Genomic DNA, 15,986 nt, shown 5'->3' with positions numbered 1-15,986 from the left:
TGGGGCAATCTCCTACAGGGGAAATGGGTAAGGAACAGGGGAACAGCAGTGCGTGAGTGCGTTGAGTTTTCGTTGTCATCCTGAGGGAGCCGCCTCCGCGGCGTCGGCGTTGCTCCAGACTCTCGCGGCGACCGAAGGATCTAGCCGGCGACGCGAGAGGCCCGGGGTGAAACGCTCGGCCCCGCGGTATGCGCAGTAGATCCTTCACTCCGCGCCAGAGGCTGGCGCGGAGGCAAGGTCGGAGAGGCGCGTCGCTCAGGATGACAGAAGGGGGGGGATGCCCGCCGGGTCACGCACTAACGCACTCACGCACTTCTTTTTACAGACGTACCAACTGCGCGCCGTAGTGCACGTTGGCGCCAACGGCGGCGATCATCACCAGGTCGCCGCTGCCGAGGGTGACGACGCCGGCTTCGAGGTCCTCGGCGAGGAGGACGAGCATGCCGGCGGCGGAGGTGTTGCCGTAGCGGTCGACGTTGCAGGCCACCCGGTCGGCGGGAAGGCCCATGTCGGCGACGAAGTGGTCGAGGAGGCGCTTGTTGGGCTGGTGGAAGTAGTAGCGCTTCACCTCGTCCGTCAGCTCCGGATGGGTGGCGAGGACGTCGTTGATGCACCGCTTCATGAAGACGCGGTACGAGCGGGCCACGAGCTGGCCGTCGATCACGAAGGCGTCCTCGGCGGGCGAGCTCTTTCCGTACAGCCGCTCGTGCACGCCGCCCGCGCGCCGCACCACCAGCTCCTGGTAGTCGTTCCCCGAGATCGAGGAGACGATCCCCAGCTTCGGGTCCGGGTCCGCGCGCAGGATCACGGCGCCCGCCGCGTCGCCGAAGACGTACATCCCGAAGGAGGCATTCAGCGGCTTGCGGCCGGGGGTGTGGTTCACCTCGCCGCTCCACACGTTGCGGTCGATCAGCGCCGAAGTGCATGCCGAGCCGATCACCGCAATCGTGCTCACGGCGCCGCTGCGGATCATGCGGTAGGCCATGTCCATGATGTAGGGCGTGCCGCCGCACCCGTCGTCCACCGTCAGCGCGTAGGTGTCCACGCGGCAACCGAGGCGCCGGTGCAGCTCCATGGCGTCGTAGCTGAAGTTGAGGCGGTCCGGCGTGCAGGTCACCAGCAGCACGGCGTCCAGCTCCTTGGCGTCGACGTCGGCCATTTCGAGGGCGCGGCGAACCGCCACCTCGCACATGTCGGTGTTGGTGCGGCACTCGCCCTCCACCACCGGCGGCGCCACGGCGACGCCGGACTCCACGTCCACGTCCCACAGGAAGCGCCGCTCACGCATCCCGGTCTTCTCCTCGATCCACTCGGACGACCAGCCGGGAATCGCCTCGACCATGCGCGCGGTCTCCACCACGCGCGAGGGCACGTACGCTCCGGCGCCGGCGATCCGGACGCTGCGGGGGATGAATGGGATGGCGGGTTGGATCATCGTAGTAGCCGATTTGTGCGCAAGAGGATCGTGAGCAGCGGCCGAGACTCACCACCGCTGCCCGGTGGGTTGCCGACACCGCTGTGCACAGGCGATGCCGTGCAGTTATTTAGCGACACGCATTGTTCAAGTCAACCCCCTCGCCGCAAACAGGTGCACCCCGCCGCATCCGGTAACACAAAGACGCGGACGGGTTTGCCTGTTCCTGCGGTCCGGACGCACAAACGCCGCGGAGCCCATTTGGAGACTTCGCGGCGAGTCGAATGTGGGTCGCGTCGGCCCGCCATCCGCTGTAGAGAATCTTGACACGTCAAAAATGTTTACGCCCCAAGGGGGCGCCCGGTCAACGCTCGGGTCGCGCCGCGGAGCCGGCGAGCAGGCCGCCGTCCAGCACCAGCTCGGCTCCCGTGGTGTAGGCCGACTCGTCGGACGCCAGGTAGACGGCGGCGTGCGCGACCTCCTCCGGCGTTCCGAAGCGGCGGAGCGGGGTGTCGCGCACCAGGGCGGCCATGCGGTCGGCGCGGTCGGGGCCATCGCCCAGCATCGGCTCCCACATCGCGGTAAGGATGGCGGCGGGGAAGATGGCGTTGCAGCGGATGCCGAGCCCCTGCTCCGCGCAGTAGAGGGCGACCGTGCGGGTGTGGTTGCGCACCGCGGCCTTGCTGCTGGCATACGCCGCCGCCGCGGGGATCCCCACCAGCCCCGATCGCGACGCCACGTTGACGATGGAGCCGCCACCATTCCGCATCAGCCGGATGGCGGCGCGGCATCCCAGGAAGACGCCGTCCAGGTTGGTGGCGTGGACCGCGCGCCAGGCCTCCAGCGTGGCGTTCTCGGGGTCGTGCGGAACGAATCCTTCTTCGAAGCCGGTGATGCCGGCGTTGTTCACCAGCACGTCCAGCCGGCCGAAGCGCTCCGCGGTCCACGCCATCGCCGCGTCCCAGTCCTCCTCGCGCCGCACGTCCAGGCGGAGGTACTCGCCGCCGATGCGCGCGGCCGTCGCGGCCCCCTCCTCGTCGCGGATGTCGGTGAGGACGACCCGTGCGCCCTCCGCCGCGAAGCGCTCCGCCACCGCCGCGCCGATCCCCCGCGCCGCGCCCGTCACCAGCGCCACTTTGTCCTGTAGTCGATGCATGGTTTCTCCTGTGGTGAGGGCCCCCTCCCCCCGGCCCCCTCCCCCGCCTGCGGGGGCGCAGGGCCGGTGAGGGGGAGAACACCCTGTCCGCCGCGCAGATCCGGTAGGGGCGCGATTCATCGCGCCCGTGCCCGACGCCGCGCCAATGCCCGCAACGCGCACCGGAGTTCGTAGGGGCCGCCCCACGTGGCTGCCCGTGCCCCGTGCCGTGACGATCTCCGCGCCTACTTCAGCGCCTTCGCCACGATGCGGGCGGCGGTGCGGCCGGATGCGCCAAAGACTCCGCCGCCGGGGTGGGTGCTGGCGCCGGTAAGGTAGAGGCCCGGGATGGTGGTGCGGTAGCCGGAGAGGCCCGCCGCGGGGCGAAACATGAACATCTGGTCCAGCGACATCTCCAGGTGCATCACATTGCCGTTGTACAGGCCGAGCTCGCGCTCCAGGTCCAGCGGCGTCTGGATGTGCACCTGCTCCACGCAGTCGGGTACGTTGGGGGCGAAGCGGCCCACCGCGCGCAGGATGTCGTCCGCCGCGCGCCCGCGCTCATCGTCCCAGGCGCGCCCGCCGGCGAGGGCGTACGGGTGCCACTGCGCCCACGCGAAGAGGAGGTGCTTCCCCGGCGGCGCGAGCGACGGATCGACCGCCGTCCACGTCATGGCCACGACGGCGGGGTCGCGGGCGGCCTCGCCGCGCAGGTAGTCCGCGTAGGCGGCGTCGAGGAAGGGGGCGGGCGGGCAGAGGAGCTGCAGGCCCTGGTGCATGGGGCCCGGCGCGCCGTCGCCGCCGCGCGCGGGGTCGCCCTCCCAGCCGGCGTAGGCGGGAAGCTGGCTGGTCACGCAGCGCAGGATCATCCCGAAGCCGTTGCCGATGCGCGCGTTCGCCACCTGGTCGCGCATGGCGGCGGCTTCGGGGGCGTCCGCCAGGAGCCGGAGGAAGGTGGTGGCGGCGTGGCAGCCGGCGAGCACCGTCCGCGCGCGCACCATCCGCGTGCGGCCGCCGGTGATGGCGGGGGAGTCCAGCGGCAGGCCCGGCTCGGCGCCGTCGGCGACCTCAACGCCCACGGCTCGCCCGCCCTCCACCACGATGCGGCGCACCGGCGTCGATGTGTGGACGCGCCCGCCGTGGTCCTCGATCGCCGCCACGAGCGCGGTGGTGAGCGCGCCAGAGCCGCCGACCGCGCGCTTCACCCCGCTCTCATGGTAGAGCGGCTGCCATCCGGCCAGGGGGGCGGTGCCCAGCTCCAGCGGCGGAGGCCCGCTCTGCGCGGCGATCCACTCGATGGCGGCGCGCACGGCGGGATGGCGAAAGGTGCGGTCGATGAGCTGCCGGTACGAGCCCAGGATCGTCTGGAGCATCGCGGCGCTTTCCGCACCCTTTTTCTTCGCGAATCCGCCGCCGGTCGCCATCGTCCAGCCCAGCTTCAGCGGCGTGGGCACGTCCTGGAAGGCGCGCAGCACGGCGAGGCTGATGGGGCGCCATTCGTCCAGGAAGCGCGGGTACGCCTCCCCGTCCCGCGGCGAGATGGCGGCGATCGACTCGCAGGTGCGCGCGACGTCGCGGTGGAAGTAGATCGAGCGGCCGTCCTCCAGCGGGTAGAAGGCCCACGGGTCGCAGTCCACGTAACGGAGCCCGTAGCGCTCCAGCTCCAGCTCGGCCAGGATGGGGGTGAGGTGGATCAGGATGTGGGCGGACGACCCCACGTCGATGCGGCACCCAGGGAAGATGTCGTCGCGCGTCTGCACCGCGCCGCCCGGCCGCGCCGCCCGCTCGAACACCTCCACGCTGTGCCCGGCGCGCGCCAGGTACGCCGCCGCGATCAGCGCGTTGTGCCCCGCCCCGACGATGGCGACGTCAAGCACGAGGAGCGTTTGGTCTCACGCGGGGTCAGTCGCCGAAGAGGGTGCGCTGGAGCGATTCGCGATCCAGTCCGTGATGCGCGCCGACGGCGGCGAGCACGGCCGACAGCGTACCCACCCGCAACGGCCGGTGGTCGGGCACCGTGACGTGGTGAGTCCCGCCGACGCTGGTGGTCAGGCGCATGTGGCTCCCGGTCTGACGCGTGACTTCGTAGCCGAGCCGGCCGAGCGCCCGAGCCAGGGCCCGCCCGTCGAGGTCCCGGGGAATCCTCACGCGGCGATCACCTCTTCACGGACGAAGTGCAGGCGGATCACCCGCGGTGCCCGCTCCGCGTCGTCGAAGTGGCAGCGCACCGCGTCACGAACCGCATCGCGCAGCTCGTCCTGCGTATCCGCCTCGGTGAAGATGGACTCACCCAGCGCTCGGGCCGTGTACCCGCCTTCCGCGGCGTCTTCCACCAGGAAGATGATCTCGCTCATGTCGCTCTCCGGCCGTTGTTCCCGTCGTCCATCCGGTGCTCCCGGGGGCATGGTGTCTCCGCTGTGGCGAGCCCTTGCAGGTTTCCAGCCGAATGTGGGGGAGGAGGGGGGCGGCGGCAATGCGGGGCAAACGCGGGGCGGATTACGGCCGTGGTGAGCTTGACCCATGGACCGGCCGGGAGACGGCGCGTACATTTGTATCTTGCTCACGCGTGTTCCGCGCGCGTGGCCCGCCCGTACGAACCACCCCGCTGCAAACCCGCGCCCGCCTCCGCCTTGACCGGCGTGCGCGTGCCTGTACCCTCCGCGCCATGCGCCACATGGAAGCCGTGAGCCCATCCAGAGAGTCCGAGCGCCTCGCCGCGCTGCACGGATACGGGATCCTAGATACGCCCCCTGAGCCCGAGTTCGACGCGCTCACGCGGCTGGCCGCGCAGATCTGCGGCACCCCCATCGCGCTGCTGACGCTGGTGGACGGGGAGCGGCAGTGGTTCAAGAGCCGCCTGGGGATCGACGCCACCGAGATGCCGCGCGAGGTGTCGTTCTGCGCGCAGGCCATCGAGCAGCCGGGGCTCTTCGTGGTGGCCGACGCGCTGGCGGACCCCCGCTTCGCCTCCAACCCCGCCGTCGTGTCGCTGCCGCACATCCGCTTCTACGCGGGGGCGCCGCTGGTGACGCCCGAGGGACACGCGCTGGGCACGCTGTGCGTGGTGGACCGCGTGCCGCGCCAGCTCAGCGGCGAGCAGATGGAGGCGCTGCGCTCGCTGGCCGGGCAGGCGATGGGTCAGCTCGAGCTGCGGCGCCAGCTTCGGCTGCTGCAGGAGGCGGCAGTGCTGCACGAGCAGGCCGACGCGGAGCGGACCGCGCGCGCCGAGCGCATCCAGCGCCACAACGCGGCCCTGGTGGAGCTGTCGCGGCTGGACAAGAGCGACCTGATGGCGGAGCTGCACGCGGCCACCCGCGCCGCCGCCCACACGCTGGGCGTGGAGCGGGCCAGCGTGTGGCTCGCGCCCACCGGCGGGGCCACGGAGCTGGAGTGCGCCGCGCTCTACCGCGCCTCCACCGGCAACTGGGAGTGCGGCACGCTGCTGCGCGCCCAGGAATATCCATCGTACTTCGCCGCGCTGGCCGAGAGCCGCGCCCTCGCCGCCAGCGACGCGATGGAGGACCCGCGCACCCGCGAGCTCGCCCCGTACCTGCGGCGCGAGGGGATCGGGGCGATGCTGGACGTGCCGCTCTGGAGGAAGGGGGTGGTGGCGGGCGTCCTCTGCTGCGAGCACGTGGGGCCGCCCCGCGAGTGGGCGCCGGACGAGGAGGAGTTCGTGGCCAACGTGGCGGACATCGTCGCGCTGGCGCTGGAGGCGGCGGACCGCCGGCGCGCGGAGGAGACCGCCCGTCACGCGCAGGGGCGCGGCGCGGCCGTGGTGCGCGCGGCGCTGGACTGCGTGGTGGTGATGGACGGCGAGGGGCGCGTGCTGGACTTCAACCCCGCCGCCGAGCGCACCTTCGGCTTCTCCGCCGAGGAGGCGATGGGGAGGCCGCTCGCCGAGCTGATCGTGCCGGACCGCTTCCGCGACGGGCATCCGCTGGCGGTGGAGCGCCACCTGGAGGGGCCCGCGCGCGTGCTGGGCGAGCGCGTGGAGACGTACGCCATGCGCGCGGACGGCGCCGAGTTCCCCGTGGAGCTCACCGTGACGCGCGTTCCGCTGGACGGGCCGCCCGTCTTCACCGCCCACCTGCGCGACATCACCGAGCGCGTGGAGGCGGCGGCGGCGCTGGAGCACTCGTTGTCGCTGCTGCGCGCCACGCTGGAGTCGGCGGCGGACGGGCTGCTGGTGGTGGACCGCGAGGGCAAGGTGGTGACCGCGAACGGCAAGTTCTCCGCAATCTGGGGGACCGACCCCGACGAGGTGGCGCCCGGCAACGACGCGCCGCTGGAGCACGCGGCGTCGTGCGTGCAGGACTCGGAGGCGTTCCGGGCGCACGTGCTGGAGATCCGCAGCAGCATGGTGGGCGTGTCGCTGGACGAGGTGCGGCTGCGCGACGGGCGCATCCTGGAGCTCTACTCGCAGCCGCAGCTGGTGGGCGAGGAGCCGGTGGGGCGGGTGTGGAGCTACCGCGACGTCACCGAGCGGCGCCGCGCGGAGGAGGAAGCACGCCGCACGGCCGAGCGGATGCGCGCGGTGGCGTCGGCCGCGGCGGCGGTGGTGGGGGCGGAGACGCCGTCGGAGCTGCGCACCGTGCTGGAGGAGGCATGCCGCACCGTGCTGCCGCTGGACGCCTTCTTCATCTTCGCCTACGATCCGCGCGAGCACGCCTTCCACGGCTTCGGCGGCAACGACGCGGGGGAGTACACGCCCCCCGACGTCACCTCCGCGGCGGGAACGCCCGGCGAGCGCGTGGTCAGCGAGCGCCGCTCCCTGCTCACGCTGCGCTCCGACGACCCGGCCGGGCAGGGGGCCGCCGCCACGGGTACGAAGCGCCGCTCGGAGTCGGTGATCCGCACCCCCATCCTGGTGGGCGGCGAGGTGCGCGGCATCATCTCCGTGCAGAGCTACACGCCGGACATCTACACCCCCGCGGACGTGGAGGTGGTGGAGGCGCTCGCGTCGCTGGCCGCGTCCGCGCTGGAGAACCTGCGCCTGACCGCCGAGCGCCGCGACGCCGAGGCCGCGCTGCGCAGGTCGGAGACGCGCTTCCGCGCCCTCTTCGAGCAGTTCCCCTTCAGCATCCAGATCTTCTCGCCGGAGGGGGAGACGCTGCAGGTGAACCGCGCCTGGGAGCGCCTCTTCCGCTCGCGTCCCACGGAGCGGCGGCGCTTCAACCCGCTCACCGATCCGCAGCTCGCGGAGATCCATCCGCTCATCCGCCAGGGCTTCGCGGGCGAGGAGGTGGAGCTGCCGCCCACCCTGTTCGATCCGTCGCGCGTGGGCCAGGGGCCCGGGCGGGCGGAGCTGCGGGAGGGCGAGGGTGGGGGGCCGCGCTGGCTCCAGGCCTCCATCTGCACCGTCAAGGACGAGGACGACGCCATCCGCGAGGTGATCCTGGTGCACCAGGACGTCACCGAGGAGCGGCGCGCGCTCGACGAGCTGCGCGAGAGCGAGGAGCGCTCCCGCACCCTCATCCACACCGCGGCGGACGCCATCGTCACCATGGACGAGGAGAGCACCATCCTCTCCGTCAACCCGGCCACGGAGCGCACCTTCGGCTACACGGCTGCGGAGCTGGTGGGGCAGAAGATCTCCATCCTGCAGCCCCCCGCCCTGCAGAGCGCGCACAACGCGGGGCTCGGGCGCTACCTGGCGACGGGGAAGCGCCACATCGACTGGGCGATGGCCGAGGTGGTGGGCCGCCGCAAGGACGGAACGGAGATCCCCGTCGAGATCTCCATCGGCGAGTACCCCAGCGGGGGGCGGCGCATCTTCGCGGGCTTCCTGCGCGACATCACGGAGCGCAAGGCGGCCGAGCGGGAGCTGCGCGAGGCGCGCGACCAGCTGGAGGTGCGCGTGCAGGAGCGCACCGCCGAGCTGGCCGAGGCCAACATGGCGCTGGAGGAGGAGATCGCCGAGCGCGCCCGCGCCGAGGAGGTGGTGGTGCAGAAGAGCGCCGAGCTGCAGGCGGTCTTCCACGCCCTTCCCGACCTCTACTTCCGCATGGAGGCGGACGGGACGATCCTCGATTTCCAGGCGGGGAGCGGGATGGGGCTGTACGCCGCCGCCGACATCTTCCTGGGGCAGCGCGTGCAGGAGATCCTCCCCGAGCAGGCGGGCGAGCGCATCGGCAAGGCGCTGGCGCGGGTGGCGGCGGACGGCAAGCTGACCGCGGTGGAGTACACGCTGGACGTGGAGGGGAAGCCGCAGGAATTCGAAGCGCGCCTGATTCCGCTGGACGGGCACGGTCAGGTGGTGGGCGTGGTGCGCGACATCACCGAGCGAAAGGGATGGGAGCGCGAGCTGCGCCACCGCGAGGAGCACTTCCGCGCGCTCATCGAGAACGGGTCGGACCTCATCGCCATCATCGACGCGGGGGGGATCACGCGCTACGTGAGCCCCTCGGCCGAGCGGCTGCTGGGGTGGAAGCCGGAGGACCGGGTGGGGCGCAGCACCATCGAGACGATCCACCAGGACGACTGGGGGGAGGTTGCGCGGCTGCGCGACTACGCCATCAACAACCCCGGCTCCACCATCCAGGTGGAGTTCCGCTACCGCCACGGCGACGGCTCGTGGCGGGTGTTCGAGGCGGCCGCGCGCACCATGCGGCCGGATTCGGCGGCCGAGGGGCTGGTGGTGAACGCCCGCGACGTCACCGAGCGCAAGCGTGCCGAGGAGGCGCTGCGGCGCAGCGAAGAGCACTTCCGCGCCGTCATCGAGAACGCCTCCGACCTTGTGACGATCCTGGACACCGACGGGGTGATGAAGTACCAGAGCCCGGCGGTGGAGCGGCTCTTCGGCTTCCTTCCCCAGGAGCTGGAGGGGCGCAACGCCTTCGAGCTCGTGCACCCCGACGACGCGCCGGCGGTGGTGGAGGCGCTGACCGCGGTCGCCATGAACCCCGGCGAGACGCGCTCGGCCGCCTTCCGCTTCCTCCACAAGGACGGCACGTGGCGCCACGTGGAGTCGGTGGGCACCACGCTCCTGCGCACGGGCGCGGAAGAAGGGGTGATCGTCAACTCGCGCGACGTGACCGAGCGCAAGCGGGCGGAGGAGGCGCTGGAGCAGGCGCGCGCCGAGGCGGAGCGGGCGCGCGAGGCGGCGGAGGCGGCCAACCAGGCCAAGAGCGAGTTCCTGAGCCGCATGAGCCACGAGCTGCGCACGCCCATGAACTCCATCCTGGGCTTCGCGCAGCTCCTGGAGCGCCGCAATCCGACGCCCGACCAGCAGAAGTCCGTGGACCAGATCCTGCGGGCCGGGCGCCACCTCCTGAACCTGATCAACGAGGTGCTCGACATCGCGCGCATCGAGAGCGACCGCCAGCCGCTCTCGCTGGAGCCGGTGCGGCTGGACGCGGCGCTCAGCGAGGCCGTCAACCTGATCCGTCCCCTCGCCGCGCAGACCGCGTGCAGGGTCTCCGATCCGCCGGAGGCGCCCGGCCGCTGGGTGCGCGCGGACCGGCAGCGTCTGGCGCAGGTGCTCCTCAACCTCCTTTCCAACGGCGTCAAGTACAACCGCCCCGGCGGCTCGGTGCGCGTCACCTGGCAGGAGGCGGACGGGCGGCTGCGCATCGGGGTACACGACACCGGGCGCGGCATCGACCCGGAGCGCATGGACGAGCTCTTCGTCCCCTTCGCGCGGCTGGGCGCGGAGGAGACGGGGGTGGAGGGGACGGGTCTGGGCCTCGCCCTGTCGCACCGCCTGGCCGAGGCGATGGGCGGCTCGCTGACGGCGGAGAGCCAGCCGGGGCGCGGCAGCACCTTCTGGCTGGAGCTTCCGGTGGCGGACGACCCAAGCAGCCGGCTTCCGCAGCCCGCGCCCGCCCCGCGCGAGACGCACACCGAGGAGTACGAGGGCCCGCCGGCCACCCTTCTCTACGTGGAAGACAACCTGGCCAACCTCACGCTGGTGGAGTCGCTCCTCTCGTCGCGGCCGGAGATCACCCTCCTCTCCGCCATGCAGGGGCGGATGGGGCTGGACCTGGCGTGGGAGCACGCGCCCGACCTGATCCTGCTGGACCTGCACCTTCCGGACATGAGCGGCGGCGACGTGCTGCGCCGCCTGCGCTCGGACCCCCGCACGCGCGACACGCCCGTGGTGGTGATCAGCGCCGACGCCACGCCCGGGCAGGTGGAGCGCCTGCGCGCCGCCGGCGCGCACGAGTACATGACCAAGCCCCTGGACCTGGACCGCTTCATGGAGACCGTCGACCGCACCCTCGCCCAGCGGGGAGACCAGCCGTGACCCCGCGCACCGTGGAGGACGCCGCCATCCTGGTGGTGGACGACGAGCGGGCGAACCTGGAGCTGCTGGAAGAGTTCCTCCGCTTCGACGGCTTCGAGAACGTCACCCTGACCACCGACCCGCGCCAGGTGCCGGAGCTGTTCGAGGCGAAGGCCCCGGACATCCTCCTGCTGGACCTCCACATGCCGTACGTGGACGGCTTCGGGGTGATGCGGCAGCTGCGCGCCAGCATCCCGGCGAGCGACTACTTCCCCATCCTGGTCCTGACGGCCGACGTCACCTCCGAGACGAAGCTGCGCGCCCTTTCGGAGGGGGCGAGCGACTTCCTCACCAAGCCGCTGGACGCGGTGGAGGTGGTGCTGCGCATCCGCAACCTGCTGGCGACGCGCTTTCTGCACCTGGGGGAGCGCGCCGCTCGCGCCCGCGCCGAAGCCGCGGAGGCCCGCGCCGCCTTCCTGGCCGAGGCGAGCCGCGTGCTGAGCTCGTCGTTCGAGTACCGCGCCATGCTCTCCACCGTGGCGCGCCTGGCCGTGCCCCGCCTGGCCGACTACGTGGTGGTGGAGATGATGGACGGCGACGGCCAGAGCGAGCGGATCGCCTATGCGCACGCGGACCCGGAGCAGGAGCAGCTCCTGGCCGGCGGCGACGGGCTGTGGGGCGGAACCGTGCCGCGCAGCCATCCGCTGGTGAAGGGGTGCACCAGCGGCCAGTTCCTCCTGGTGACCGACGTCGCCTCCGAGCTCGGCCCCGACGCCGGCGACGACGACGCGCAGCGCGAGATCCTTCGCCGCCTGGCTCCGCGCTCCGTGGCGAGCGTGCCGATGGTGGCGGCGGGCGAGGTGATGGGCGGCGTGACGCTGGTGACCGCCGGCTCCGGCCGCACGCTGGACGCGGACGACCTGGGGCTCGCCGAGGAGCTGGCGCGGCGCATCATGGTGGCGGTGGAGCACGCGCAGCTCTACCACGACGCCCTGCAGGCGACGCGCGCCCGCGACGAGATCCTGGGCGTGGTGGCGCACGACCTCCGCAACCCGCTGAGCACCATCCGCATGGCCGCGCAGCTCATGGCCGACGACGTGGCGCCCGCCCATCGCAAGCCGGTGGACATGATGCTGCGCACCACGGACCGGATGAACCAGCTCATCCAGGACCTGCTGGAAGTGACCCGCATGGAGAGCGGGAAGCTGGCGCTCGACCTCAGCAACGAGAGCCCGGGCGCGGTGCTGCGCGAGGCTTCGGCGATGATGGCGCCGCTCGCGGCCGCGCGTTCCATCACCTTCGAATCGCAGATCGCGGACGAGCTCCCGCGCATTCCGCTGGACTCGTCGCGCGTTCTGCAGGTGATCTCGAACCTGGTGGGGAACGCGGTCAAGTTCACCCCGGCGGGCGGGCGCATCACGCTGGGCGCCCAGCTCCAGGCGGACGAGCTGCGCATCTCCGTCGCCGACACCGGCCCCGGCATCCCCGCGGACCAGATCCCGCGTGTGTTCGGGCGCTTCTGGCAGGCGGGCAAGACGGACCGCCGGGGCATCGGCCTGGGCCTCTCCATCGCCCGCGGCATCGTGGAAGCACACGGCGGCCGCATCTGGGTGGAGAGCGTCGAAGGCGAGGGCGCCACCTTCCTCTTCACCCTACCCGTACGCGGTGCGTGACGTAGTGGGAACAACACGAGAGCCCGCCTGCGATCTGCTGGCGGGCTCTCGTGTTTGTCGGGGTTTCCCAACAGATGGGCCTCACGCGGAGACGCAGAGACGCGGAAGAGCGGCGTCCGAAAAGCTTTCACGCAAAGGCGCGAAGACGCGAAGGAAAGACACGGAAGCTACTTTCTTGCGCGGCGTCCGGCGGGACCGTCTGTGAAGATGATCCCTAGCACCTTCGCCTGGATCTCCATCAACCCTCCACGAGCCACGCGATGTGGCGGAGCTCGGGGGCGATGAGGCGCTCCCAGGCGAGGCGGACGGCGGCGTGGGAGCCCGGGAGGGAGAAGACCACGCGGCCGCCGATGACGCCGGCGGTGGCGCGCGAGAGCATGGCGGCGGCGCCCACCTGATCCCAGCTCAGCATGCGGAAAAGCTCGCCGAAGCCGGGGATGGGGCGCTCGATGCGGCGGCTCAGGACGTCGAAGGTGGTGTCCCGCGGGGCGATGCCGGTGCCGCCGTTGAAGATCACCACCTGGGCGATCGAGTCGTCCAGTGCGCGCTCCACCGCGAGCGGCTCGTCGCGGATCAGGAGGTAGCCGGCGGGGGTGTGGCCCGCCGCCTCGATCTGCTCGCGCAGCCAGATGCCGTTGGTGTCGGTCTCCGGGGTGCGCGAGTCGCTGACGGTGACCACGGCCACGGGGATGGGTCCGTGGCGGTCGGCGAGGCGGTGGTGCTGGTCGCTGCTGGGTGTGGACATGGGCGTGCGCATTGGGATGGACGGATGCCGGGCGGCGGAGTGCCGCGAGGCGCGTGCCGCCGTGTCCGTTGCGGCGCGGAGCGGGGCCGCTACATTCAACGGTGCCCCCATGCCACGGAGCCGACCTGCATGCGACCCTCCCGCCCCGCCGCAGCCGCCCTCCCTAGCCCGCCGCGCGCGGAGCGGGGGCCGCGGCGCAGGCCGTGGAAGAAGTGGGTGCTCGCGGCCGTCCTCCTGGGAGGGCTGGGTGCCTTCTTCGCGCTGGGAGGGCCGCGCTACCTGAGCTTCGAGACGCTCAAGGAGCACCGCGACGAGCTGCTCGCCTTCAAGGCGCGGCACTTCGTGGCGATGCTGGTGGCGACGCTGGCGGTATACGCCGTGGCGACCGCCCTCTCCTTTCCGGGCGGGGTGCTGATGTCGCTCGCGGTCGGCTTCCTCTTCGGGCGGTGGGTGGGAGCGGCGATCGTCATCGTCGCGGCTACCGTAGGCGCGACGGCAGCCTTTCTCTCCGCGCGCTACCTGTTCGCGGACGCGGCGCGGCGGCGGATGGGGCCGCGGCTCCAGCGGCTGTCGCGCGGATTCGAGGCGGACGCCTTCAACTACCTCCTCTTCGTGCGCCTGGTGCCCATCTTTCCGTTCTGGCTGATGAACCTGGTGCCGGCGTTCACCCCCGTCAGCACGCGCACCTTCGTCGTGGCCACGGCGATCGGCATCCTCCCGGGGTCGTTCGTCTTCGTGAACCTGGGCGAGTCGCTGCTGCGCATCCACTCCGCGCGCGACCTGCTTTCGACGAGCGTGCTCCTGTCGTTCACACTGCTGGGGGTGCTGTCGGTGATGCCGGTGGTGGTGAAGAAGGTGAGGCATCGGAGGAGGAACAGAAGTGCGTTAGTGCGTTAGTGCGTTGGTGCGCCGCACTGGCGAGGCACGTTCTGTCATCCCGAGTGAGGCGCAGCTCAGCGGGGCGACTCTCTCAGGATGACAGATAAAAACGCACTAACGCACTCACGCACTAACGCACCCTTTCCCCGAGTTCCATGCGAGACGCAGACCTCATCAACGACCGCCCCCCGCTGCGCGGCAACCCGATGGCAGGGGTCGCGCTGGCAACCGCGATGGTGGCGGGGCTGCTGGTGCTCCTGGCCGGGCCCGGCACGCGGCTGGGATTCTGGCACTTCAGCACCGGGTTCCAGCTGATGCGGTGGGGGGCGTACCTGGCGGTGCCGGCGGCGCTCTTTTCGGTCGTCGCGCTGGTGCTGGTGCGGGGGCACAGGCGCGGGGTGCTTCCGTCGATCCTGGCGCTGGGGATCGCGGCGGGGGCGTTCCTGGTGCCGTACAGCTTCCTGGTGAAGGCGCGCGGCCTGCCGCCCATCCACGACATCAGCACCGACACGCGCAACCCGCCGCCGCTCATCGCCACGCTGCCCCTGCGCGAGCAGACGGGCGCCACCAACCCGCCCGCGTACGAGGGCGACTCCATCGCGCGGCTGCAGACGGAGGCGTACAAGGACGTGCAGCCCGTGATGCTCGCTATGACGCCCGACTCCGCGTACGGTCAGGCGCTGCGGGCCGCGCGCGAAATGGGATGGGAGATCGTTGCCGCCGAGCGCGACGAGGGCCGCATCGAGGCGACCGCGATCACGGGATGGTGGGGGTTCAGGGACGACGTGGTGATCCGCGTGATGCCCGCATCCGGAATCGCGCGAGTGGACGTGCGCTCCGTGTCGCGAGTAGGGCGGAGCGACGTGGGCGCCAACGCGGCCCGCATCCGCGCCTACGTGCGGCGGCTCAAGGAAAACGGGTAGTGCAGGCAATCCCCAACCCCTTTGCCGCGCTGACGCTGATCGTGGCGCCGGCGGTGCTCACCAACGCGTGCTCGGTGCTCATCATGAGCACCAGCAACCGCCTGGCGCGCGCCGTGGACCGCGCGCGCATCATGACCGCGGAGCTGGAGAAGGCGGGCGCGACAGGCTCCACCCCGCACCCCGGCGAGGTGCGCGAGTTGGCGGCCACGGAGCGGCGGGCGCTGATGCTGCTCCACGCGCTGCGCTCGTTCTATGTGGCGCTGGGCGGCTTCGCGGCGGCGGCCTTCCTGTCGCTGATGGGCGCCGTGCTGACGCCGCTCTTCCCCGCCTCCGTCGCCCTGCCGCTGGAGGTGGTGGCGCTGATCGTGGGGCTGCTGGGAGTGGGCGGCCTGGTGACGGGGACGCTGGTCCTCGTTCGTGAGACGAAAATTGCGGTGGAGGTGCTCCAGCAGCGCGCCTCCGAGGCCCGCGCGCACCTCCGCTAGCCCATGGCTCCGCTGATTCGCCACTCGCGGGCACTCGCCGCGCTCCTGCTGACCGGCCTGATCGCCCCTGCCGCGGCTTCCGCGCAGACGGCGGCGGACACCACGACGCTGGTGCGTGCCACCGCCGACCGGATCAGAGAGGGAATCCGTTCGCGGAGCCCGGCCGCGCTCCGGCACTACTACCTAGGCGAGCCCACGACCGACTTCGACCGGTGGGTGACGCTGCGTCTGCAGGAGGAGAACGCGCTGCCCTTTCTGGAGGCGCAGGCAGACACGGCGGACTGGGTCGTCACCCGCGGCGCCGAGTTCCGCGGCGACACGGCCGCGGTGATCTTCGAGTTCGGGGATCGCCGGCGGCCCGCGGACAGAGGAGGCATCCAGACCGGCATCGACACCTGGCGGATCTTCTTCGTTCGCTCGGCCGCGGGATGGGAGTTCGCGCGCCAGGTGCACGTCAGCACGGCGGATATCGGCGAGGTCCGCGGCTGAGACGCCCGCATCGACA

General features: G+C 71.8%; 12 protein-coding genes. 6 read left to right on the top strand and 6 right to left on the bottom strand.

Annotated elements, in window-relative coordinates; translation table 11 throughout:
- Window positions 1-319 precede the first annotated feature (319 nt).
- The 5 genes from VF647_15235 to VF647_15215 all read right to left on the bottom strand — a co-directional run bounded on the left by VF647_15235 (window position 320) and on the right by VF647_15215 (window position 4,903).
- Window positions 320-1,435, bottom strand: a complete 1,116-nt coding sequence (locus VF647_15235; protein ID HEX8453454.1) for a 3-oxoacyl-[acyl-carrier-protein] synthase III C-terminal domain-containing protein — start codon at window positions 1,433-1,435, stop codon at window positions 320-322.
- 343 nt (window positions 1,436-1,778) lie between these two features.
- Window positions 1,779-2,570 (bottom strand): glucose 1-dehydrogenase, encoded by a 792-nt coding sequence (locus VF647_15230; GenBank protein ID HEX8453453.1) that lies wholly within the window; start codon window positions 2,568-2,570, stop codon window positions 1,779-1,781.
- 224 nt (window positions 2,571-2,794) lie between these two features.
- Window positions 2,795-4,426, bottom strand: a complete 1,632-nt coding sequence (locus VF647_15225) for an NAD(P)/FAD-dependent oxidoreductase (GenBank protein ID HEX8453452.1) — start codon at window positions 4,424-4,426, stop codon at window positions 2,795-2,797.
- Between the two features lie 25 nt (window positions 4,427-4,451).
- Window positions 4,452-4,697, bottom strand: coding sequence for a type II toxin-antitoxin system HicA family toxin (locus tag VF647_15220; GenBank protein ID HEX8453451.1), 246 nt, complete (start codon window positions 4,695-4,697; stop codon window positions 4,452-4,454).
- Window positions 4,694-4,903 carry a hypothetical protein gene (locus tag VF647_15215; GenBank protein ID HEX8453450.1) on the bottom strand — a complete coding sequence of 70 codons (210 nt, stop codon included), beginning with the start codon at window positions 4,901-4,903 and terminating at the stop codon, window positions 4,694-4,696. Before VF647_15215 ends, VF647_15220 begins: the two co-directional genes overlap by 4 nt.
- A gap of 329 nt (window positions 4,904-5,232) precedes the next feature.
- Between VF647_15215 and VF647_15210 the strand changes: the two genes are divergently transcribed.
- Together VF647_15210 and VF647_15205 are read left to right on the top strand one after the other, a co-directional pair.
- The gene (locus tag VF647_15210; GenBank protein HEX8453449.1) at window positions 5,233-10,797 is read left to right on the top strand and encodes a PAS domain S-box protein; all 5,565 of its coding nucleotides are present in this window, start codon (window positions 5,233-5,235) and stop codon (window positions 10,795-10,797) included.
- Window positions 10,794-12,449, top strand: a complete 1,656-nt coding sequence (locus VF647_15205; protein ID HEX8453448.1) for an ATP-binding protein — start codon at window positions 10,794-10,796, stop codon at window positions 12,447-12,449. Before VF647_15210 ends, VF647_15205 begins: the two co-directional genes overlap by 4 nt.
- A gap of 238 nt (window positions 12,450-12,687) precedes the next feature.
- Here the strand turns inward: VF647_15205 and VF647_15200 are convergent, their stop codons facing one another.
- Window positions 12,688-13,194: a molybdenum cofactor biosynthesis protein B gene (locus VF647_15200; GenBank protein HEX8453447.1), complete on the bottom strand. Its 507-nt coding sequence runs from the start codon at window positions 13,192-13,194 to the stop codon at window positions 12,688-12,690.
- Between the two features lie 129 nt (window positions 13,195-13,323).
- Here VF647_15200 and VF647_15195 point away from each other — a divergent pair, with 129 nt between their 5' ends.
- The 4 genes from VF647_15195 (at window position 13,324) to VF647_15180 (ending at window position 15,970) form a co-directional block, all read left to right on the top strand.
- Window positions 13,324-14,091 carry a VTT domain-containing protein gene (locus tag VF647_15195; GenBank protein ID HEX8453446.1) on the top strand — a complete coding sequence of 256 codons (768 nt, stop codon included), beginning with the start codon at window positions 13,324-13,326 and terminating at the stop codon, window positions 14,089-14,091.
- A gap of 137 nt (window positions 14,092-14,228) precedes the next feature.
- The gene (locus VF647_15190; protein ID HEX8453445.1) at window positions 14,229-14,996 is read left to right on the top strand and encodes a DUF1499 domain-containing protein; all 768 of its coding nucleotides are present in this window, start codon (window positions 14,229-14,231) and stop codon (window positions 14,994-14,996) included.
- The gene (locus VF647_15185; GenBank protein ID HEX8453444.1) at window positions 14,996-15,481 is read left to right on the top strand and encodes a DUF2721 domain-containing protein; all 486 of its coding nucleotides are present in this window, start codon (window positions 14,996-14,998) and stop codon (window positions 15,479-15,481) included. Before VF647_15190 ends, VF647_15185 begins: the two co-directional genes overlap by 1 nt.
- Window positions 15,482-15,484: 3 nt before the next feature.
- Complete coding sequence (locus VF647_15180; GenBank protein ID HEX8453443.1) at window positions 15,485-15,970, top strand: hypothetical protein; 486 nt, start codon at window positions 15,485-15,487, stop codon at window positions 15,968-15,970.
- The last annotated feature ends 16 nt before the right edge of the window (window positions 15,971-15,986 follow it).

This window comes from Longimicrobium sp., assembly GCA_036387335.1.
Lineage (GTDB): Bacteria > Gemmatimonadota > Gemmatimonadetes > Longimicrobiales > Longimicrobiaceae > Longimicrobium.
This window is presented reverse-complemented; position numbering and strand designations above follow the sequence as displayed.

Coding starts and splice junctions, on each gene's coding strand:
- VF647_15195 (HEX8453446.1), top strand. CDS start 13,324: ATGCGACCCTCCCGCCCCGCCGCAGCCGCCCTCCCTAGCCCGCCGCGC.
- VF647_15230 (HEX8453453.1), bottom strand. CDS start 2,570: ATGCATCGACTACAGGACAAAGTGGCGCTGGTGACGGGCGCGGCGCGG.
- VF647_15190 (HEX8453445.1), top strand. CDS start 14,229: ATGCGAGACGCAGACCTCATCAACGACCGCCCCCCGCTGCGCGGCAAC.
- VF647_15180 (HEX8453443.1), top strand. CDS start 15,485: ATGGCTCCGCTGATTCGCCACTCGCGGGCACTCGCCGCGCTCCTGCTG.
- VF647_15215 (HEX8453450.1), bottom strand. CDS start 4,903: ATGAGCGAGATCATCTTCCTGGTGGAAGACGCCGCGGAAGGCGGGTAC.
- VF647_15235 (HEX8453454.1), bottom strand. CDS start 1,435: ATGATCCAACCCGCCATCCCATTCATCCCCCGCAGCGTCCGGATCGCC.
- VF647_15200 (HEX8453447.1), bottom strand. CDS start 13,194: ATGTCCACACCCAGCAGCGACCAGCACCACCGCCTCGCCGACCGCCAC.